Source organism: Aeromonas sp. 11P, assembly GCF_051920165.1.
GTDB lineage: Bacteria > Pseudomonadota > Gammaproteobacteria > Enterobacterales > Aeromonadaceae > Aeromonas > Aeromonas veronii.
Map to the genome: position 1 here is coordinate 3,702,459 of NZ_JBQBDJ010000004.1, position 19,552 is coordinate 3,722,010.

A 19,552-nucleotide genomic window follows, 5' to 3' on the forward strand; every position below is an offset into this window, starting at 1 on the left:
CATACCCCAAGAAAAATGGGGCAGCTACAGGCTGCCCCATTTGCAACTGATCCATTCGACTTTATTTGACTATTATCATGTCCCTGTTGGCTTCCAGCGTGGCCGGGCCAATGCCATTGACATCCGCCAGCTGATCGACCGAGGTGAACTTTCCCTGTTTTTCCCGATAGTCGACGATGGCTTGTGCCTTCTTGTCGCCAATCCCTTTCAGGCTGGTGAGTTCGGCAAGGGTGGCGGTATTGATATTCAGCTTGCCGGACTCCTTGGCGACCTCGGCTGTGGTTGTTTGCTTGGGTGCTGCCTTATCTGCGGCCAGCACGGGTTGGCTGAACAGGGGCAAGCAGGCTAACAGCATGATTGCAGAGAGCTTCTTCATCAGCATTTCCATTCCTCCATGATGTGGATATTGCCGAGTGGGCACTTTGAGAAATAGCGTATCGAACGGGTCTTTTTTACTGCTATTTCTAACAGGTCAAATCCTCATGCCGATGGCGAAATATTTGCTATAAGCGCTTAGCAATGAATGCCCTCATATATCCAACCTTATGATCTTGAATCTATTTTAGATACATCTTTAAGGTGGCGGGCACGCTTTCCCGCGGGCGCTACGCTCGAGACATTTCTGGCACATCACATGGCATTATTCTGTGCAACACTGCGCTGATGGCATGTTTCACTGGTCTTCAAAAGAGAACTAATTAAAAAGGCTGCTCACCTGGGGTGAGCAGCCTTTGTGATCGGTTTTTTCAGGCTAGAGCTGATTAAGCTTGTTCGTCAGCCTGGGCAGCCTGGATACCGGTCAGGGCGATGGTGTAGACGATGTCGTCAACCAGGGCGCCACGGGAGAGGTCGTTGACCGGCTTGCGCATGCCTTGCAGCATCGGGCCGATGGAGACCAGGTCAGCGGAACGCTGCACCGCTTTGTAAGTGGTGTTACCTGTGTTCAGGTCCGGGAAGACGAACACGGTGGCTTTACCTGCAACCGGTGAGTTCGGTGCCTTGGACTTGGCCACGTTCTCCATGATGGCCGCGTCGTACTGCAGCGGGCCGTCGATGATGAGGTCGGGGCGCTTGGCCTTGGCCAGCTCAGTCGCTTCACGCACTTTCTCTACATCGGCACCGGCGCCAGAGGTACCAGTGGAGTAGGAGATCATGGCGACGCGCGGCTCGATGCCGAATGCGGCGGCAGAGTCGGCGGACTGGATGGCGATCTCGGCCAGCTGCTCGGCAGTCGGATCCGGGTTGATCGCGCAGTCACCGTAGACCAGCACCTGGTCAGGCAGCAGCATGAAGAAGATGGAGGAGATCAGGGAAGAGCCCGGAGCGGTCTTGATGATCTGCATCGGCGGACGGATGGTGTTGGCAGTGGTGTGTACCGCGCCGGATACCAGACCGTCAACTTCATTGCGTTCCAGCATCATGGTACCCAGTACCACGTTGTCTTCCAGCTGCTCGCGGGCAACCACTTCGGTCATGCCCTTGTTCTTGCGCAGCTCGACCAGACGCGGCACATAGCGCTCGCGTACAACGGCCGAATCGATGATCTCGACGCGATCGGTCAGAACAACACCCTGCTGTTCGGCAACGCGACGGATCTCTTCCGGGTTACCCAGCAGTACCGGACGGGCAATGCCACGCTCGGCACAGATGGCGGCAGCCTTGATGGTGCGCGGCTCGTCGCCTTCCGGCAGCACGACACGCTTGTTGGCCTGACGGGCCAGCTCGGTCAGCTGATAACGGAATGCCGGCGGGCTCAGGCGACGGGAACGGGTAGAGCTGACGGTCAGCGACTCGATCCAGTGCTTGTCGATGTGGCCAGCGACGTAGTCCTGTACCAGCTCGATACGCTCGCGGTCATCTTCCGGAATATCGACGTTGAAGTTCTGCAGGCTGACGGCGGTCTGCCAAGTGTTGGTGCCGGTCATCATGATCGGCAGGCCGGTGGCCATGGCCTGTTGGCACAGCGCCATGACCTGCGGCTCCGGATGATAGTTACCGGTCAGCAGCAGGGCGCCCAGCTTGACGCCGTTCATGGCGGAGAGGCAGGCGGAGACGATGACGTCGGAGCGATCGCCGGAGGTAACCAGCAGGCTGCCCGGACGGAAGTGCTCGACCATGTTGTGGATGGAGCGGGCACAGAAGGTCACGGTCTGCAGGCGACGGCTGTCCAGCTCACCCTTGTGCAGGATCTTGGCGGCCAGATGCTTGGCGAGATCCTTGGCGCGCGGGGCGATCAGCTGGGTGTTCCAGGGGATGCAACCCAGGATGCGCAGCGGGCTCTTGCCGAACACTTGCAGCACTTCCAGGTTGTGGGCCGCATCGGAAGCGTGGTGATGGGCTTCGAACATCTCGGTCAGGTCAGGGCGGGTTACGCCATGCTCGTCAACCGGCGCGCCAACCTTGTTGATCACGCAGCCAACGATGCGGGGGTTGTTGACACCACCGAAGTTGGAGCAGGCCAGCTCAATGCGCTCTTTCAGCTTCTGGCTGGAGTCATGGCCCGGGTGGGTCACGAATACCATGTCAGCGTCCAGTGCCTTGGCGACGTCGTAGTTCAGCTTGTTGGCAAAGGGCTGCTTGTCGGTCGGCACCATACCTTCGACAACCAGCACTTCGGCACCACTGGATTTCACGTGCTCTTCGAAGCGGGCAACAATCTCTTCCAGCAGGATGTCGGTGTTGCTGGAGCTGATCATGTTCTCGGCGTAGGAGAGGGTGAAGGGCTCGGGCGGATTGATGTTGGCAGCAGCGCGGATAACGGCGGTTGAGCGCTCGGCACCGGTTTCACCCGGACGCGGCTGGGCAACCGGTTTGAAGAAGCTGACATTGACACCGTGACGCTCCATGGCGCGAACAACGCCCAGACTCACGGAAGTTACGCCGACACCAGTGCCGACCGGGATAAGCATAATAGTGCGTGCCACTTTATACCCCTTGTTCATTTTTTGGGATCAGGAAAAGGCCGCCCTGTGGGCGGCCTCGAGTTACTGCGTCAATTAAGCGCCGACCAGTTCCAGCGCGTCGTGGGCGATAACCCACTCTTCGTTGGTCGGGATAACCAGGGCCTTGGTAGAACCAGCCTTGGTGATCTCGCCACCCTTGCCGAAACGAGCCTTCAGGTTGGCGTCGTGATCAACGTCAAAGCCCAGCAGACCCAGCTTGTTCAGAGTGATTTCACGGATCGGGGCGGAGTTTTCACCGATACCACCGGTGAAAACAACGGCGTCCAGACGACCGTCCATGGCGGCAGCGTAGGCGCCGATGTACTTGGCCAGGCGATAGCAGTAAACGTCCATAGCACGCTTGGCTTCTTCTTTGCTGTCGTAGTTGTCTTCAACGAAACGGCAGTCGGAGGTCACTTCAGTCAGACCCAGCAGGCCGGACTCTTTGGTCAGCATGGTGTTGATATCGGCCACGCTCATGCCCAGCTTGTCGTGCAGGAAGAAGATGATGGCCGGATCCAGATCGCCGGAGCGGGTACCCATCACCAGGCCTTCCAGCGGGGTCAGACCCATGGAGGTATCAACAGATTTGCCGTTCTTGATGGCGCAGACGGAACCGCCGTTGCCCAGGTGGCAGTTGATGATGTTCAGCTCTTCAACCGGCTTGTTCAGCTGCTTGGCAGCTTCCAGGCTGATGTAGTAGTGGCTGGTGCCGTGAGCGCCGTAGCGACGGATGCCGTTCTCTTTGTAAAGCTTGTACGGCAGAGCGTACAGGAAGGCTTCTTCCGGCATGGTCTGGTGGAACGCGGTATCGAATACGGCCACGTTCTTGTCAGCCAGCGCCGGGAATACGCGGCGAGCTTCACGGATACCGATCAGGTGAGCCGGGTTGTGCAGCGGTGCGTACGGAACAGCAGCTTCGATGCCGGCAATCACATCTTCACAGATGACAACGGAAGAGGTGAAGCGCTCGCCACCGTGAACTACACGGTGACCGATGGCGATCAGGTTCTTGGACAGTTCCGGATTGAGCGGCAGGATCTTGTTGACGATGAAGTCCAGCGCTTCCTGGTGAGCGGCACCCGCGCCCAGATCGGCACTGCCTTTCTCGCCATTCAGTTTCCACTTGATGCGGGCGTCGTCGAGGTTGAAGCACTCGGCCAGGCCGGACAGCAGGTCATCACCGGTGGTTGCGTCAATGACGGCAAACTTCAGGGAAGAGCTGCCACAGTTAAGAACAAGAACCAGCTTACTCATGAATAAATCCTATCGCAGATTGGGTTGTGTAGGCGGATGCGTTGGACGCGGTGCGGCCAAAAACTTTCAACTTATCCTTATGAGGGTTGGCAATCTGTTGCTTGCCCCTTGTATAGTGATACAAGACCCGAAATCCAGACGTCCCTGACAGGTCAATAGCAAGAAGCTTTTGACGCAAAAATGGGCGTACAAAGGATAACCCGATTGTTGAAAAATAACAAAGTCATCCTCAACCTTTGTTACTTTGCATCAAATTTTGTCGAGGTTTTGCCGTTAGTACGTTCAAAAAGCGCTCGGAGGTAGTATGAGCATGAACATTTTTGGAACTAAGTTACAGCAAGGCCGCCATTATATGACGCTTTGGCCGCGCCGTCCCGAGCTCAATTCGATGTTTCCAGAAAATCGGGTGATCAAGGCGACCGAGTTCGCTCTCAAGGTGATCCCCGCGCTGGCTGTGCTGAGCGTGATGCTGCAGTTCCAGTTTGGCGAGCTGCACTACTGGCCCTCCGTCATCACCTCGGTGCTGTTTCTGCTCAGTTTGCCGCTGCAAGGTTACTATTGGCTCGGCCAGCGGGCCGACACCCGTTTGCCCCCTTCGCTGGCGAGCTGGTATCGGGAGATCAACGGCAAGATGAACGAGCAGGGGGGCCGTCGTCAGCTGGTGTCACAACCGCGCTATGAAGAGCTGGCCGATACCCTCAAGGCTGCCTTCCAGCAGCTAGATAAATCCTTTCTCTACGAATAACCCGTTTCAGATGCAAAAAAGCGCCACTGGCGCCTTTTTTGTTGCGGTCGGTGTTGCGGTTCAGGCCGCCAGCACCTTGCGGATCTCCTGGATAGAGAGCTTGTACTGACGGGGGCACTGACGCCATACAGTCAGCATCCGCTGGTATTTGTCGCGCATGGCGATGTCGCTGGAGAGCTCGTCGCACGGGCACTTGAGCTCGGGGAAGCGCTTGTCCACCTCCAGCAGGAAGCAGACGTAGTCGGCCAGCTCACGCTCCTGGCTGCGGCTGTAGCCGTTGAACTCCAGCCGACTGGCGTTGATCTCGCCCTGATCGGCGGCATCCAGATTGCCCCATGAGATGGCCAGTGCGTGGTGCAGCTCCAGGGTGTCGATCACCTCCTGGCAGGTCGCCAGATCCAGATGGCCGAAGCTCTTCTCCAGCTCGAGGATCTGCAGGCAGTAGCCGCGCTCGATGATGGTGCTGGCGCGCTGGTAGATGTCCGCTTTCTCCGGATTGAGTTTCGCCAGAATTTCGTACTGGTTGCTCAGGATCAAACGCTCAGTGTTGCTCATGTTCATGGGATATCTCGCTGGAAGATGATTCTGGGGTCACGTTAACCCATATATAAAATGAATTTTTTGATCTGGGCGGGGGAGTTGGTGAGAAAAATCCGTTGGCAAGGGGCGGCTGGCCAGATAAAAAAGGCCTGCATGGCAGGCCTTTCAATGACGCAGGGGAAGGTTATCCCTTGAGTAAATCCAGTACCACCTGATGGTGATCGCTGGTTTTGAACTTGTCGAAGTGGTGGGCAATCTTGCCCTCTTCGTCGATCAGGAAGCTCTGGCGGTGAATGCCGTCATACTCCTTGCCCATAAATTTCTTCGGGCCCCAGACGCCAAAGGCATCGGCGACGGCGTGGTCTTCATCGGCCAGCAGGGTGAAGTTGAGCTGGTCCCGCTCTTCGAACTTTTTCAGCCGTTTGGCCGGATCCGGGCTGATGCCAAGCACCACCACATTGAGGGCTGCCAGCTCGGCGTTCACATCGCGCAGGCTGCAGGCCTGGGTGGTGCAGCCGGGAGTCATCGCCTTGGGGTAGAAGTAGACCAGCACTTTTTTGCCGCGCAGGCCAGCGAGGCTGACCTGATTGCCATTCTGGTCGGGCAGGGAGAAATCGGGGGCGGGGCTGCCAGCTTGTAGTGGTTGCATGGGGTCTCCTCGGGTAAAACGCCTTCAGGCGTGTTTGCGATTGACGATAAACTCGAACGATTCGGCACCCAGTTGACGACAGAATTCGGCGAAGGCGGTTTGCGAACCTTCCACTTCACCCTCTCTGGCCAGATTGAGCTGAAAACTGATCTTCAGTAGGTTGAACGGCTGCTGCTCCAGGGTCATGGATTGCATCGCCTGAATATTCCAGCCATGTTCGCTGAAAAACTGGGTGCACTGGCTTACGATGCCCGGCTCGTCGCGGATCAACAGATCGGCACTGGCGCGGACGTCATACTGCAGGGACTGGTGGCGCTCGGTGCGTTTCATCATGGTGATGAGATCCCACTCCTGACTACGCAGGGGCAGGCTGATTTCGAGTTGCATCAAGCTGTTCCAGTCGCCCGAGAGCAGCATGATAAAGGTAAATTCATTGCCGAAGATGCCAAGGCGGCTGTCCACAATGTTGCAACCACAGCCACTGACGTGGCGGGTCACTTCATTGACGATGCCAGGCCTGTCCGTGCCGATGGCCGTTACGACCAGGTAGTGAGTCATAAATCTTCTCTCGTCCGTTATTTCGTTGCGAAAGCCGCGCTGGCAAGCCAACCCTCCGACCCTGATGACCACTCCCTGAGGGGCGCTGCCGACTTTCGTCCATTACTTTTTGTTCCGGATGGTATCACGGCTTGCCCCCTCTCTCCCTTGTTTTTCAAAGGGGTCAGCTTTACCATTACGCCCCTGAAAATCGGGAGAAAAGTCCATGTTACGCGGTAGTATTGTTGCGCTCGTTACCCCCATGCTGGCTTCAGGTGAAGTCGATTGGGCCAGTCTGGCCAAGCTGGTCGACTATCATGTCAGCGCGGGGACCAGCGCCATTGTTGCGGTGGGCACCACAGGGGAATCTGTGACCCTGAGCGAGCAGGAGCATATCGCCGTCGTTGAAAAGACCGTTGAGTATGCCGCCGGACGCATTCCCGTCATCGCCGGCTGCGGCTCCAACAATACCGCCCATGCCATTGAATTGACCAAGCGACTGGCCAAAACCGGCGTGGTGGCGGGCCTCTCGGTGACTCCTTACTACAACAAGCCCACTCAGGAAGGTCTCTATCGCCACTATTGTGCGATCGTCGAGGCTAGTGGTCTGCCCCAAATTCTTTATAATGTGCCCGGTCGCACCTGTTGCGATCTCAAACCGGAGACAGTGGCCCGTCTGGCCAAGGTTCCCGGCATTATCGGTTTGAAAGAGGCAACCGGCGATTTGAGCCGCACCCCGCAGCTGCGCGAACTGTGCGGGCCGGAGTTTGCTCTCTACAGTGGCGACGATGCCACTGGTTGTGATTTTATGCTGCAAGGTGGCGATGGCGTGATTTCGGTCACCACCAATATTGCAGCGGCCCAGATGGCCGACATGTGTCGTGCTGCGCTGGCCGGTGATGCCGGACAGGCACATGACATCAACAATCTCTTGATGCCGTTGCACAAGACTCTGTTCTGCGAACCGAGCCCTACCCCGGTGAAATGGGCCTGTGCCCAACTGGGGTTGATTGCAACAGCCACCTTGCGCCTGCCGCTGGTTGACCTCACCCCCGAGGGCGAACAGCTGATGGCGCGAGCACTGACCACAGCGGAGTTGATGGCGAGTGTTTAAATCTAATGGAAAGGGAAATAGAGCCCGTCTGGTGCTGAGCGTTGCGACTGTGGCCGTCTTGGCCGGTTGCAGCACACCCCAGGATCGCAAAATGGCCAACCGCGACTTCGGTTATGAAGATGCCCGCCTCGAGGGCCGCGCGTTCTTGATCCCCGCAGGATTGAGTGCCCCCACCTTCAACAGCCAGTACGATATCCCGCCGCTTCCCGAAAGCAGCCGTGAAGGTGCCCTCGGCGCCCAGGTTGATGTGCGCCCACCCGCTCAACTGCTGACCGTGGTACCGGGCAGTCAGGTAGTGCAGAGCGCAACCGAACCGACCGTTGCCTTCTATGCCCTGAGCACCAGCCAGAGCGTGGAGCGCGATACTTGGTCGTTCCTGATGAACTTCTTGGCCAAACACAAGGTCACCACCGAGAAGCTAGATCAGCAGGATGGCGTATTGCAGACCGGCTGGTTTGACAACACGGTCGCCCTCGATGGCTGGGGTGAAGATGACGAAGACTTCAAAATCCGTCAGCGTTACCAGTTCACCGTACGCAACGACGCCCAGCGCCACGCCGTCAACATGTCGGTCCGGGTACTGGATCACGAAGAGACCATCGACGGCGAGACCAGCAATAAGCTGACCCCTGCCGATGCCCAGCGCTATGCCGCGCGAGTGCTGAACCAGTTCTCTCTCTATTACGACAGCCAGCTGAAAGCCCGCGAGCAGTACAAGTCCAACGATGGAATGGGTCTGCAACTGGGTCTGGACAACAACGAACTGAGCGCCTGGATTGCCGAAGGCTCCTTTGACCAGGTGTGGCGTCGCCTCAACCAGGTACTGCCCGCTTACGGTTTCACCATCAAGGATACCCAGCAGTCACTGGGCTGGATCGACGTTGAATACGAAGAGCCGGGCGCCGAGTTCTGGAAGGCGAAAGGGAGCGAGCCGTTCAAACTGGAGGAGGAGAAATACCGCTTCCAGCTTGGCGAAATGGCGGGAGGCAAGACCTCCATCACCCTGTTCGACAAGGACAAGAAGCCGGTATCGTCCGGGGTTATCTCCCAGATGTATATCAGCCTGTCCGAGGCGTTCGCCAAGGGGCTGGCCGATCAGGCAGCAGCAAAAGCAGAATAAATACAGGGGCCTTGTGCCCCTGTTTTGTTATCAGAATGCCCCTGAATACGCGGGGATTCCGAGCGGTTTTCGATGATGCGACCCCCTTTGCCTGCCCGTTGCAAACAGAGCGCGCAGGTGAGGAACTCGCGATGTTTACCCCCCACAAACAGGAAGTGTTATTAGCCATGAGTCTTGCAGATCAAGTATTGGCGGTGAATGACGATTTGCCGATCCGTACCGATAAACCTGTCCATTCCGGCAAAGTGCGCAGCGTCTACTGGTTGACCCCCGAAGACAGTGCCCGGCTCATAAAAGAGAAAGGCTATGATGTGCCGGCCGATGCGCCCCTCGCCCTCATGGTGATCAGCGATCGCATCTCGGCCTTCGATTGCATCTGGCAAGGTGTGGATGGCCTGAACGGCGTGCCGGGCAAAGGGGCTGCGCTCAACGCCATCTCCAGCCACTGGTTCAAGCTGTTCAAGGAGAAAGGACTGGCCGACAGCCACATTCTGGATATTCCGCACCCTTTCGTCTGGATCGTGCAAAAAGCCCGTCCGGTGATGATCGAGGCGATTGCCCGCCAATACATCACCGGCTCCATGTGGCGTGCCTACAAGGATGGCGAGCGCGAGTTCTGCGGCATCACCCTGCCGGAAGGGCTCAAAAAGGATCAGAAACTGCCGGAGATCCTCATCACCCCTTCCACCAAGGGCGTGCTGACTGGGCTGGATGGCGTGCCGGAAGCCGATGACGTCAACGTCTCCCGTGCCGATATCGAGCGCCACTATAAAGGCTTCAACTTCAGCAAACCGGCCGACATCGACCGCTACGAAGTGCTGCTCAAAGAGGGCTTCAACGTCATCAGCGACGCGCTGGCCGGGCTGGATCAGATCTTCGTCGATACCAAGTTCGAGTTTGGTTACGTCCACGATGCCGCTGGCAACGAGAAGCTGATCTACATGGACGAAGTGGGCACCCCCGACAGCTCCCGTATCTGGGATGGCGCGGCCCTGCGCGACGGTCAGATTGTCGAGAAGTCCAAAGAGGGTTTCCGTCAGTGGCTGCTCAACCACTTCCCGGATCCGGACATCCTGCTTAATAAGAACCGCATGCCGGAACGTTTTGCCCTGGCCCGCGACAACAAGCTGCCGACCGAAGTGATGATGGATATCTCCAACACCTATGTCGGGATCGCCGAGAAGATCATCGGCCACAAGCTGGCGCGTTCTGCCAATCCCAAGCAGGAGATCATCGAGGTGCTGCGCGATCAGTACGGTCTGATCGACTAAGGGTTGCTCTCTTTTTTGTTGCCTAGAAACAAACGTTTGCTGGTGGCGGAAGATAGAAGCAAATAAACAGACGGGCCCCATTGCGGGGCCCGTTTTTATTGCTGGTCTGGCGGTTAGCGGGCGGCGATCAGCCGTTCACTCTGAACACCTGACCGGTCTGGATGCCCAACACCGACTTCTTGTAAGCCTGCGCTACCTTGGCGGCTGGCACCGGCACGAAGCCCGGGAAGAAGTCGGCGTATTTGTCCATCGACTCCGCCAGCACGGTGGGGCTCACCACGTTGATGCGAAGGCCTCTGGGTAGCTCGCAGGCGGCCGCTTTCACAAAGTGATCGATGGCGCCGTTGACGGTGCTGGCGCTCACGCCCCAGTTGATCGGCTCCTCGCTCAGAATACCGCTGATCAAAGTGATGGAACCCTTGTCAGTCAGATAGGGAATGGCGGCTCGGGTCAGGTTGATCTGGCCCATCAGCTTGCTCTCCAGTCCCACCTGCCACTGCTCGTCGGTCATCTCGGTCAGGCCGTTGAAGGCCACGCTGCCGCTGGCGACGACCAGCGCATCAAACTGGCCCACCTGGGCAAACAGCGCCTTGATGGAGGCGGGATCGCGCATATCGACCGTGGCATCACCACGGCTGTGGCCGACCCGGATCACCTGATGATCTTTGGCAAGCAGTTCACTGACCGCGGAGCCGACGGTGCCGGAGGCACCCACAATCACAATTTTCATCTGCATCACTCCTGGTTGGGATGTATCGATTCTAGCGCAACAGAAAATGCGAAAAAGCGCGTAAAATAAACCCATTGTTTCCATATTGGAGCTAATGATGGATATCGCCCATCTGGCCAGCTTTTACGAGGTGGTGCTGCGCGGCAGTTTCTCGGCCGCTGCCGATACGCTGGGGGTCAGCAAGGGGATGCTGAGTCGCCACGTCAGCGCGCTGGAGTCCTCCCTCAATGCACAACTGTTGCAGCGCACCACCCGCCGCCTCAGTCTGACCGAGGCGGGCAAGACCCTCTACCAGCAGGCGGGGGAGATCTTCGCGCTGGCACGGCAGGCAGAGCAGGATATTCAGGCGCTGACCGAAGAGGATTGTGGCCGCCTGCGTTTTACCTGCCCGGTCAGCACCGGCGATCGGATGGTGAGCGAGCTGCTGACCAGCTTTGCCGCGCTCTGCCCGGGAGTGGCGGTGGAGCTCAACTTCACCAACCAGATGGTCGACATGAGCCAGGGGGAGAACGACATCGCCCTGCGCGCCATGAACGAGGTGCCGGACAATCTGGTCGCACTTCCTCTTGGCCGACTCAAGGATGTGGTGGTGGCGAGCCCCGCACTGGTGGCGCGAGAGGGGCGTCCCACCACTCCCTATGAGCTGAGCGGGCGCAGCTGCCTGTTGCAGGGGCACAATCCGGCCTGGGAGCAGTGGCACTTTATCCGTGAGGGGGAGGAGGCCCACATTCTGGTGCAGGGCAAGGTGCGGGCCAACCACTACAGCACAGTGCTGCAACTGGCGCGCGCCGGTATGGGCTATGCCAAGTGCCCGCTGATGCTGGTGGAGTCGCTGCTGACGGCAGGGGAGCTGGTGACCGTGCTCGACGAGTGGCAGAGCGGCCTGCATCAGCTTCATGTGTTGCATGCCCAGCAGCGACGGGTGCCGCGCAAGATCCGGCTGTTCAAGCAGGTGCTGGCCCAGTGGTTTGCCGAGCGACCCCACTACCTGCTCTGAGCGGCGTTATTTTTCTGTCATCTTCGGCTGCTACCCTGCGCCCATCATCGGCATCAGGAAGATCAGCGGGAATGAAGAGTAATAGAGGGTTGACCGGTTTTGTGCTGCTCTGTGCAGTGTTGGGGGCTGGCAGTGTGCAGGCCATGGTGGACGTGAAGGTGCCGGAGAATTTCCGCATCCTCGCGGTGAGCAACGGCACCTTGCAGGATGAGCAACATGCCACTCTGGCGGATGGCGAGCAGCAACTGCTGGTGCGCTTCGAGGGGGTGATCCCCAGTCGCAGCAGCAGCGAGAATGATCGGCAGGTACGCTCCGAGCCGCAGGTGGTGCGCTATCAGGGCAGCAATCAGCATTTGCAGCTGACGGCCAGCGTACCGGGAGACGAGCGGGGGATGCAGGCATATGCCAAGGATCCGGTGGTGGCGTTGCAGGAGAATGGCCGCGCGCTTGCCATCCAGCAGGACGCGCTGGTGACCAGTGGCATGCTGCTTGGGGTGGATTGGAACGGCAAACTGGCTGAATACAACCGCAGCGGCGGCAAGGCGGCGCTGACGGCCGTCGCTGTGACTACACAACCAACGGCTACGCTCTCCGGTGGGGCGCAACCCGTTATGGCAACCAACGAGCTGGAAGGGCAGTTGCAGCAGTTGTTCCTCCAGGCCGACCCGGCCCTTCGCAAGCGCTTTATCGGTTGGGCCGTGCCACAGCTTTAAGTTTTCTGCCCGTTGCAGTAACGTGGACACTCCTTTTTCAGGCGCTCTGTTCATCGTACTCAACGAGGTTTTCATGTTTGAATTGCATTCACGCCTGCAGGCAGATACCCGGTGGCTCGGGGATCTGCCCCTCTGCCGTGTCTTGCTGGCAAAAGACAGCCAGTATCCCTGGCTTATCCTGGTACCGCGAGTAGCCAACCTGCGGGAAATTCACCATCTGGCGCCGGAGCAGCAGCAACAGCTGATGCAGGAGTCCTGCGCTGTCGCCGCCCTGATGGAGCAGGCCCTCAGCCCGGACAAGATCAACATAGGTGCGCTGGGCAATCTGGTGCCGCAACTCCATCTTCACCATGTCGCCCGTTTTGCGACGGATCGCGCCTGGCCCGGCCCCATCTGGGGGGCTCATCCGGTCGTGCCTTACGAGCCACAAGTTTTGGCGCAGCAGGCCGATACATGGCGTGCCCGGCTCGCCAAGCTGAGCGGTTTCACCCCTGTGGCTGCTGATAACGGAGTCAACTGAGAGGCGTGTCGCTATTTCAGTCTCCGGGCCGCGCCATCTGTTAGAGTTATGGTATAGATAAGCCCATTTTCGATGTTCAGGAAGGTCCCATGATAGTGACAAGATCCGATGACGATGCCGTATTGACCACAGAGGATGTGCTGCTCAGCTTGTGCAACTCGGTGACGGACGTTTTGAGTGCCGCGACCATGAGTCAGGTGCGGTTTTCCGGCATGGTGCAGCGGATCAGCAAGACCTGCCTCAAGCCGGATATCGGTTGTTTCGTGCTGTTCGATGGCGGTTTTTCCGGTCTGGTGGTGATCAACTTCTCCGCCGCCGCCGCCATGGAGCTGTACGAGAGTTACATGCTCAGCATGGGACTCTCCAAGGAGGATCTCGCCATCTCCCACACCTCTGACGAGGTGAGCAACGTGATGGGCGAGCTGATGAACCAGATCGTCGGCAGCTTCACCGTCAAGGTGGGTCGGGATCTGCAGACCCACATCACCCAGAACCAGCCGAAGATGCTGGCCCTCAACAAGCAGGTGATGCTGAGCGTCGATACCAATCTCGACAGCCCGGAGTCCCGCCGCGTCACCTTCTTCACCGCCCGCAACAACATCTTCTATTTGGAGCTGGCGATGGACAAAACCGAGTTCATCCGCATCCACAATGAGGGGATGGAGCATGAAGAGCTGGATCCCGATGCCCTGATCGCCCAGGCCAAGCAGGATGCCGCCAAGCCGACTCAGGCTGCGGCCCCGGTCGCCAACGATCACGACGATCTGCTCGACTCCCTGGGTATTTGAGGCAAACGCCGGATAGCAACAAGGCCACCTTCGGGTGGCCTTGTTGTATCGGTGCGCACAACTGTCGTTAGAAGTTGTAGAGCAGGCCGGTGTTGAACATCACGGATTCAGAATCGTAGAAGTTGATGTCGGAATCGGACTTGGCATAGCCAGCGGTAAAGGTTGCCGAGAGCGGCGCGATACCGAACAGGCGGTGCCAGAAGAAGGTACCGGTCAGGGCAAACTCGTCGGAGTCGGCGTTTTGGCCAAAGATGGGGTTGGCCTCATCATATTTGGTCTGGCCCAGATAGGCGTTGCTGACGAAAGACCACTGGGAAGCGCGCATGCCGTAGGTCAACTGCAGGCCGTTGCTCTTGTAGCTTTGGGCGCTGCCATCCAGATCGGCTTGGCGGTAGATAAAGGCTGGCTCCAGCATCTGACCGGGTGCCAGCTGCCATTTGTAGGAGAGGTCGAGGGCGTGGATCTTGCCGTTGCGATCCAGTTTGGCTGCAGTATCGGCGCCATACTGGCTGCCGCTGCGCTCCTCATCCACCTCGATGTTGCGGGTGGTCAGGCTGCCATTGAAGTTGCTACCCCAGATGCTGTCCCAGGCGAAGCGCACCCCTTTTGACTTGATATCGGTCGACTGGCGATCATGATTTGTATCGAACGGATCGCTCCACTGCTCGGTCGGCATGGCATTAAAGACCACGGAGCCAGCTACAATGCCCTTGTCGCTCATCTCCTGACGGATACCGAGCTGCTGGGTGAAGTCGAAACGGATGGCATCCTGGATCAGGTTACCGAGGAAGACCTGGGTGCGGGTATCGGCAAAGGTGTAGCGGATATCGGCGTTGAGCAGCGGGGCAACGGCGGAGCTGCTCTCGGCACTGCCCAGTCCACTCAGGCGGCGGTTTTCATCATCACCACTATAAAAATTCGATTCGTAATTGATGACACTGACCCCGCCAAGCAGGAAACCGGACCAGCCAGACTCCTTGGGTATTTCGCCCAAATCAGCATAAGCACTATTTGCGACCAGCAGGCCCAGGCCTAGCAAGGTGATGTTACGCATCAGATAACTCCTAAATTAAACGGGTATGAATTTTTCGGCCGGTGAGTATAAAGAAAAAACCTTAATGGTAACTGACTCAATATTGCCAATTATCCTAACCCACTCATTTGATTCGGCGAATCGTTAATTAATTGTGCGAGATAAGAAGAGTTCAATCTAGTGTGCTGGTATTCTGTACCGCGAATATCGGGGGAAAATAATAAGATGAAACAGATTAAATCCTGGGCGCAATATTATGTCGATCTGATGACGAAGCTGGGACTGGTGCGCTTCAGCATGTTCCTGGCGGCGGGCATTATCGTGCTGGCGGTCGCCATCCAGATGGGGGTGACCCTGTTCCTGCGCGGCAATATCGATGTGATCGACTTCGTTCGCTCGGTCTTCTTTGGCCTTCTGGTGACCCCCTGGGCGGTCTATTTTCTCTCCATCGTGGTGGATCAGCTGGAGGATTCCCGTCAGCGACTGAGCCGGATGGTGCGCAAGCTGCAAGATATGCGCGAGCGGGATCTGGAGCTCAATACCCAGCTGCAGGAGAACATCAGCCGCCTCAACGCCCAGATTGCCGAGACCAACCGGGCCGAGAGCCTGCGTCTGCAGGCCATCGAGGATCTCGAGAACGAGGTGTTCCAGCGGGAGAAAGCCCAGCTTCATCTGGGGGAGCGCACCGCGCTGCTGCGATCCTTTATCGACTGCTCCCCGGATCTGGTCTACTACCGCAACGAGGATGAGCAGTTCTCCGGCTGCAACCGAGCCATGGAAGAGCTGACCGGCAAGGTGGAGGCCGAGCTGATTGGTCTGACCCCGTTCGATGTCTACAAGCAGGAGATCGCCAACAAGGTGGTGGAGACCGACAAGCAGGTCTTTGCCAGCAACGAGCCGCTCACCTACGAGCAGTGGCTGGAGTATCCCGATGGCCGCAAGGCTTACTTCGAGCTGCGCAAGGTGCCCTTTTTCGACCGCTTCGGCAAGCGACTCGGCCTGCTCGGTTTTGGCCGCGACATCACCGAGCGCAAGCAGTATCAGGACAAACTGGAGAAGGCGAGCCGCGACAAGACCACCTTCATCTCCACCATCAGCCACGAGTTGCGCACCCCGCTCAATGGCATCGTGGGCTTAAGCCGGATGCTGATGGATACTCCCCTCGATCCCAAGCAGCATCAGCAGCTCAAGACCATTCACCTGAGTGCGGTGACCCTTGGCAATATCTTCAACGACATCATCGACTTGGACAAGCTCGATCGCCGTCGCCTCGAAATTGCGCCAACCCGTATCGACCTGCCTGCCTTCCTCGACGAGCTGGAGACCCTGTCGCGCATTCAGGCGGAGCAGAAGGGGCTCTATCTCCATTTCGATCGGGATGGCGACATGCCGCAATTCGTGATGGCTGACGGCACTCGCCTGCGTCAGGTGCTGTGGAATCTGGTGGGCAATGCGGTCAAGTTTACCGATGAGGGGGGCGTCACCGTGCGTTGTCTCTCCCATCCCGCCGATGAGCCGGGTAAGCTGGCCCTGCACTTCGAGGTGGAGGATACCGGCATCGGTATCCCGCGCGCCCAGCAGGAGAAGATCTTCGCCATGTACTATCAGGTGCAGGGCAAGAAACACGCCACCGGTACCGGCATTGGGTTGGCGGTCTCCCGTCAGCTGGTGCAGGCGATGGGCGGCCAGCTCTATGTGGACAGCGATCCGGGCGAAGGTTCCTGCTTCACCGCAGAATTGGAAGTGGCTTGCGCCGAGCCTGTGTTGCCAGAGCAGGAGGAGGAGATGCCCTCCCTCGATATCCTGCTGGTGGAGGATGTGGAGCTCAACGTGACGGTGGCCTGCGCCCTGCTGGGCAAGCTGGGTCATCAGGTGCAGGTGGCACGGGACGGCACTCAGGCGTTGGCGATGGCCAACCCGGATGATTTCGACCTCATTTTGCTCGATATCCAGCTGCCGGACATGACCGGCTTCGATGTGGCGAAAACCCTGCTGGAGCGTTATGGCGACAGCCTGCCACCCATGGTGGCGCTCACCGCCAACTCCACCGGCGATCGTCAGTATTATCGGGATCACGGCATGCAGGATGTGATCAACAAGCCGCTTGGCTCCAAAGCCGTGCGGGAGGTGATTGGTCACCTGTTTGCCGATCTGGCCGAGGATGAAGCGGACGAGCAATCGGATGCGGGCAATCAGGATGCCCTGCTGGATATCCCCTTCCTCACCGATTACGCCGATACCGTGGGTAAACCAGTGCTGCTCTCCAGCGTTGATCTGTTCGAGAAGATGATGCCGGACTACATGGCAGTGCTCGACTCCAACATGATTGCCAAGGATCAAGCTGGGGTGGTGGAAGAGGCACACAAGATAAAAGGGGCGGCAGGCTCCATTGGCCTGCGCCGATTGCAGCAGACGGCACAGCTGATCCAGAGCCCGGATCACCCCGCTTGGTGGGAAAACGTGGAAGACTGGATTGAGACTCTGCGCCGGGAATATCCGGGTGATATCGCCCGTCTGCGGCGCTGGTTGCTGTCTTGAGGCTGGAGGTTGTCTTGAGTCTGATGGAAGTTGCTGGCAAGGAGCTGCGAGATGTATAGCCGTTTGATTACCCCTGCGCGCATCCACTCTTGGGGGGATGAGGAGCTGCTGGAGGCGACCGAGCAGGATCGCGCCCGTATCGTGCAGGCCGCGCCAGTGCGCCGGTTGCAACAGAAGACCCAGGTCTTTCCGCTCGATGTGAAGGCTTCGGTGCGCAGCCGCCTCACCCACTCGCTGGAGGTGCAGGAGACCGGTCGCCAGATCAGCCGCCGCATTCTGGCTGCCTTGCCTGCCGGGATGGTCTGTGAAGGGGCTTTTATCAATCTGGTGGAGATGTCCTGCCTGCTTCATGACGTGGGCAACCCGCCGTTTGGCCACTTTGGCGAGCAGGTGATGAGCCAGTGGCTCGGCGAGATGCTCGATCCCCTCTATCAGCAGGCGCTGGCGCAGCCACCTTCGGCCCAGTGGGCTGAATTGCGTCAGGACCTGCAACTGTTTGATGGCAACGCCCAGAGCTTGCGGTTGGTGCACAGCCTGCACGAGCTCAACCTGACGCTTGGACAACTGGCGGCACTCTGCAAATACCCGCAGCAGCCGCAACCCGGGGTGAGCTATGGCCAGCATCATGGCTGGAGCAGCAAACGGGGCATCTTCTTTAGCGAGCAGCCGCTCTACCGTGCCCTCGGCCAGAGTCTGGGATTGGCCCCTGGTTGTCGTCATCCGCTGGTCTACATCATGGAGGCGGCCGATGACATCTCCTACTGCATCGCCGATCTGGAAGATGCGGTAGACCGGCGGATCCTGACTCAGGGTGAACTGCTGGCTGCGCTGCGAGCTGCTGACCAGAGTGACTACATGGGCACCTTGCTGGATGAGGCGCTGGCCTCCGGCCGGGGCTTTTTCCCCCATTTTCGCCTGCAACTGACCCGGGATCTGGTGGCGCTGGCGGCGCAGAGCTATGTCAGCGAACATCAGGCCATTTTGCAGGGATCCTATCCGCAAGCGCTGCTGCACGGTCAGGCGCCGGCGGCGCGGGTGCTCGATATCCTCAAGCAGGTGGCCCGCGAGTTGGTCTTTATGCGCCCCGAGGTGGAAGCGCTCGAGCTGGAAGGGTATGCGGCACTGCGCGGGGTGCTGACAAGTTATTCCTGTCTGTTGGCGCTGCCGGCGCGGCAATTTGCCCGCCTGCTGGCCGGGGAGGGGAGTCAGACGCTTTTCTTTGCGCGCCGCCTCTATCACCGCCTCTCGGCTCGTCACCTCAAGGCTTATCGATTGGCGATCGCCACCCCTGATCCGCGTTTTGCCTGCCAGAACGAGCAAGAGTGGTATTACCGGGTGCGGCTGCTGCTCGATTATGTCAGCGGCATGACGGATACCTATGTACTGGAAGAGTACCGGCTACTCTCGGGGATCTGATGCCCCAAGCTCCCCTTCGGGCAGCATAAAATGCCGTAAAAACGTTTAAAAAGGAGTCGCAAGAGGCTTGTTTTAAATTCGGATATTTTTTAGACTTCTGCAACCTGTTCAACTTTTATCCGGTAAGGAGACGAAAATGCAACATCTGATGCTCAATATTGCATTCTCTCGCGGCACTGCGTGCGGCGTGAAATCTCGTGCTCTTTTACCGCGTGGCGTAAACAGGTAACCCCTGTCTTTTTATCACCCGCGGTTCGTCCCGCAGGGTGATATCCACTTTCTCCGGGAGAACCGCATGTTCAACTGGAGAATGTCATGTCTATCGAACTGGTTTTACTGCGCAGTGTTGAATCCCTGGTCCAGAGAAGGATTGCCCGGGTCGAGCGTCGTCTTGTGCAGGTCAATCTGTCACCCGCCCTGCTCAGGGATATCGGGCTGGAAGGGTATCAGGGTCAGATCGCCCTCGTTCGCGAGCGAGAGTATCAAACCGGCTTCCGACTCGGGAATCGAATAACCTGATCGCGAAGGGGAGAATAAGATCCCCCTCGCTAGTGAAATGGCAGGCTTCATGCCTGCCATTTTTCCATCTTACGGTTGATTCCAGGTTCACATGTTGGTTACTCAGTATTATCCTCTCCGCCC

The 19,552-nt window shown here is 58.2% G+C and carries 19 protein-coding genes; 11 read left to right on the plus strand and 8 right to left on the minus strand.

Going from position 1 to position 19,552, the window contains the following annotated elements; genetic code table 11:
- Window positions 1-61: 61 nt before the first annotated feature.
- The 3 genes from ACTG1P_RS17195 to ACTG1P_RS17205 form a co-directional block, all read right to left on the minus strand.
- On the minus strand, window positions 62-382 hold the full coding sequence (locus tag ACTG1P_RS17195) for a ComEA family DNA-binding protein (protein ID WP_076495364.1): 321 nt from the start codon (window positions 380-382) through the stop codon (window positions 62-64).
- Window positions 383-761: 379 nt separating this feature from the next.
- On the minus strand, window positions 762-2,942 hold the full coding sequence (pta, locus tag ACTG1P_RS17200) for a phosphate acetyltransferase (protein WP_440001794.1): 2,181 nt from the start codon (window positions 2,940-2,942) through the stop codon (window positions 762-764).
- A 54-nt stretch (window positions 2,943-2,996) separates the two neighbouring features.
- The gene (locus ACTG1P_RS17205) at window positions 2,997-4,199 is read right to left on the minus strand and encodes an acetate kinase (protein ID WP_216959287.1); all 1,203 of its coding nucleotides are present in this window, start codon (window positions 4,197-4,199) and stop codon (window positions 2,997-2,999) included.
- A 304-nt stretch (window positions 4,200-4,503) separates the two neighbouring features.
- Between ACTG1P_RS17205 and yfbV the strand changes: the two genes are divergently transcribed.
- Complete coding sequence (gene yfbV, locus ACTG1P_RS17210; RefSeq protein WP_005339116.1) at window positions 4,504-4,944, plus strand: terminus macrodomain insulation protein YfbV; 441 nt, start codon at window positions 4,504-4,506, stop codon at window positions 4,942-4,944.
- A 60-nt stretch (window positions 4,945-5,004) separates the two neighbouring features.
- Here the strand turns inward: yfbV and ACTG1P_RS17215 are convergent, their stop codons facing one another.
- The 3 genes from ACTG1P_RS17215 to ACTG1P_RS17225 all read right to left on the minus strand — a co-directional run bounded on the left by ACTG1P_RS17215 (window position 5,005) and on the right by ACTG1P_RS17225 (window position 6,691).
- Window positions 5,005-5,505, minus strand: coding sequence for a YfbU family protein (locus ACTG1P_RS17215; protein ID WP_058057224.1), 501 nt, complete (start codon window positions 5,503-5,505; stop codon window positions 5,005-5,007).
- 163 nt (window positions 5,506-5,668) lie between these two features.
- Window positions 5,669-6,133 (minus strand): thioredoxin-dependent thiol peroxidase, encoded by a 465-nt coding sequence (gene bcp / locus ACTG1P_RS17220; RefSeq protein WP_322862710.1) that lies wholly within the window; start codon window positions 6,131-6,133, stop codon window positions 5,669-5,671.
- Window positions 6,134-6,157: 24 nt separating this feature from the next.
- Window positions 6,158-6,691, minus strand: a complete 534-nt coding sequence (locus tag ACTG1P_RS17225) for a glycine cleavage system protein R (protein WP_005341119.1) — start codon at window positions 6,689-6,691, stop codon at window positions 6,158-6,160.
- Window positions 6,692-6,896: 205 nt separating this feature from the next.
- On the opposite strand from ACTG1P_RS17225, the gene dapA reads away from it, so the two are divergent.
- The 3 genes from dapA (at window position 6,897) to ACTG1P_RS17240 (ending at window position 10,175) form a co-directional block, all read left to right on the plus strand.
- Window positions 6,897-7,784 (plus strand): 4-hydroxy-tetrahydrodipicolinate synthase, encoded by an 888-nt coding sequence (gene dapA, locus ACTG1P_RS17230; RefSeq protein ID WP_440001795.1) that lies wholly within the window; start codon window positions 6,897-6,899, stop codon window positions 7,782-7,784.
- Window positions 7,777-8,904, plus strand: coding sequence for an outer membrane protein assembly factor BamC (bamC, locus tag ACTG1P_RS17235; protein WP_440001796.1), 1,128 nt, complete (start codon window positions 7,777-7,779; stop codon window positions 8,902-8,904). The genes dapA and bamC overlap by 8 nt, the downstream gene beginning before the upstream one ends.
- A 167-nt stretch (window positions 8,905-9,071) precedes the next feature.
- A complete protein-coding gene (locus ACTG1P_RS17240; protein ID WP_181269940.1) occupies window positions 9,072-10,175 on the plus strand; it encodes a phosphoribosylaminoimidazolesuccinocarboxamide synthase in 1,104 nt (367 codons plus the stop codon).
- A gap of 127 nt (window positions 10,176-10,302) precedes the next feature.
- Here the strand turns inward: ACTG1P_RS17240 and ACTG1P_RS17245 are convergent, their stop codons facing one another.
- The gene (locus ACTG1P_RS17245; RefSeq protein ID WP_021231956.1) at window positions 10,303-10,905 is read right to left on the minus strand and encodes a short chain dehydrogenase; all 603 of its coding nucleotides are present in this window, start codon (window positions 10,903-10,905) and stop codon (window positions 10,303-10,305) included.
- A 97-nt stretch (window positions 10,906-11,002) separates the two neighbouring features.
- Here ACTG1P_RS17245 and ACTG1P_RS17250 point away from each other — a divergent pair, with 97 nt between their 5' ends.
- The 4 genes from ACTG1P_RS17250 to ACTG1P_RS17265 all read left to right on the plus strand — a co-directional run bounded on the left by ACTG1P_RS17250 (window position 11,003) and on the right by ACTG1P_RS17265 (window position 13,923).
- The gene (locus ACTG1P_RS17250; protein ID WP_440001797.1) at window positions 11,003-11,902 is read left to right on the plus strand and encodes a LysR family transcriptional regulator; all 900 of its coding nucleotides are present in this window, start codon (window positions 11,003-11,005) and stop codon (window positions 11,900-11,902) included.
- A 71-nt stretch (window positions 11,903-11,973) separates the two neighbouring features.
- Window positions 11,974-12,615: a DUF2057 domain-containing protein gene (locus ACTG1P_RS17255; RefSeq protein ID WP_440001798.1), complete on the plus strand. Its 642-nt coding sequence runs from the start codon at window positions 11,974-11,976 to the stop codon at window positions 12,613-12,615.
- Between the two features lie 73 nt (window positions 12,616-12,688).
- Window positions 12,689-13,135: an HIT domain-containing protein gene (locus ACTG1P_RS17260; protein ID WP_167573815.1), complete on the plus strand. Its 447-nt coding sequence runs from the start codon at window positions 12,689-12,691 to the stop codon at window positions 13,133-13,135.
- 89 nt (window positions 13,136-13,224) lie between these two features.
- Window positions 13,225-13,923 (plus strand): DUF3334 family protein, encoded by a 699-nt coding sequence (locus tag ACTG1P_RS17265; RefSeq protein WP_421321089.1) that lies wholly within the window; start codon window positions 13,225-13,227, stop codon window positions 13,921-13,923.
- Between the two features lie 67 nt (window positions 13,924-13,990).
- Here the strand turns inward: ACTG1P_RS17265 and ACTG1P_RS17270 are convergent, their stop codons facing one another.
- The gene (locus tag ACTG1P_RS17270) at window positions 13,991-14,977 is read right to left on the minus strand and encodes a DUF2860 family protein (RefSeq protein WP_440001799.1); all 987 of its coding nucleotides are present in this window, start codon (window positions 14,975-14,977) and stop codon (window positions 13,991-13,993) included.
- Between the two features lie 204 nt (window positions 14,978-15,181).
- On the opposite strand from ACTG1P_RS17270, the gene arcB reads away from it, so the two are divergent.
- The 3 genes from arcB (at window position 15,182) to ACTG1P_RS17285 (ending at window position 19,429) form a co-directional block, all read left to right on the plus strand.
- Window positions 15,182-17,494, plus strand: a complete 2,313-nt coding sequence (gene arcB / locus ACTG1P_RS17275; protein WP_440001800.1) for an aerobic respiration two-component sensor histidine kinase ArcB — start codon at window positions 15,182-15,184, stop codon at window positions 17,492-17,494.
- Window positions 17,495-17,545: 51 nt separating this feature from the next.
- A complete protein-coding gene (gene dgt, locus ACTG1P_RS17280) occupies window positions 17,546-18,910 on the plus strand; it encodes a dGTPase (RefSeq protein WP_440001801.1) in 1,365 nt (454 codons plus the stop codon).
- A 315-nt stretch (window positions 18,911-19,225) separates the two neighbouring features.
- Window positions 19,226-19,429 carry a hypothetical protein gene (locus tag ACTG1P_RS17285; protein ID WP_005349248.1) on the plus strand — a complete coding sequence of 68 codons (204 nt, stop codon included), beginning with the start codon at window positions 19,226-19,228 and terminating at the stop codon, window positions 19,427-19,429.
- Window positions 19,430-19,552 lie beyond the last annotated feature (123 nt).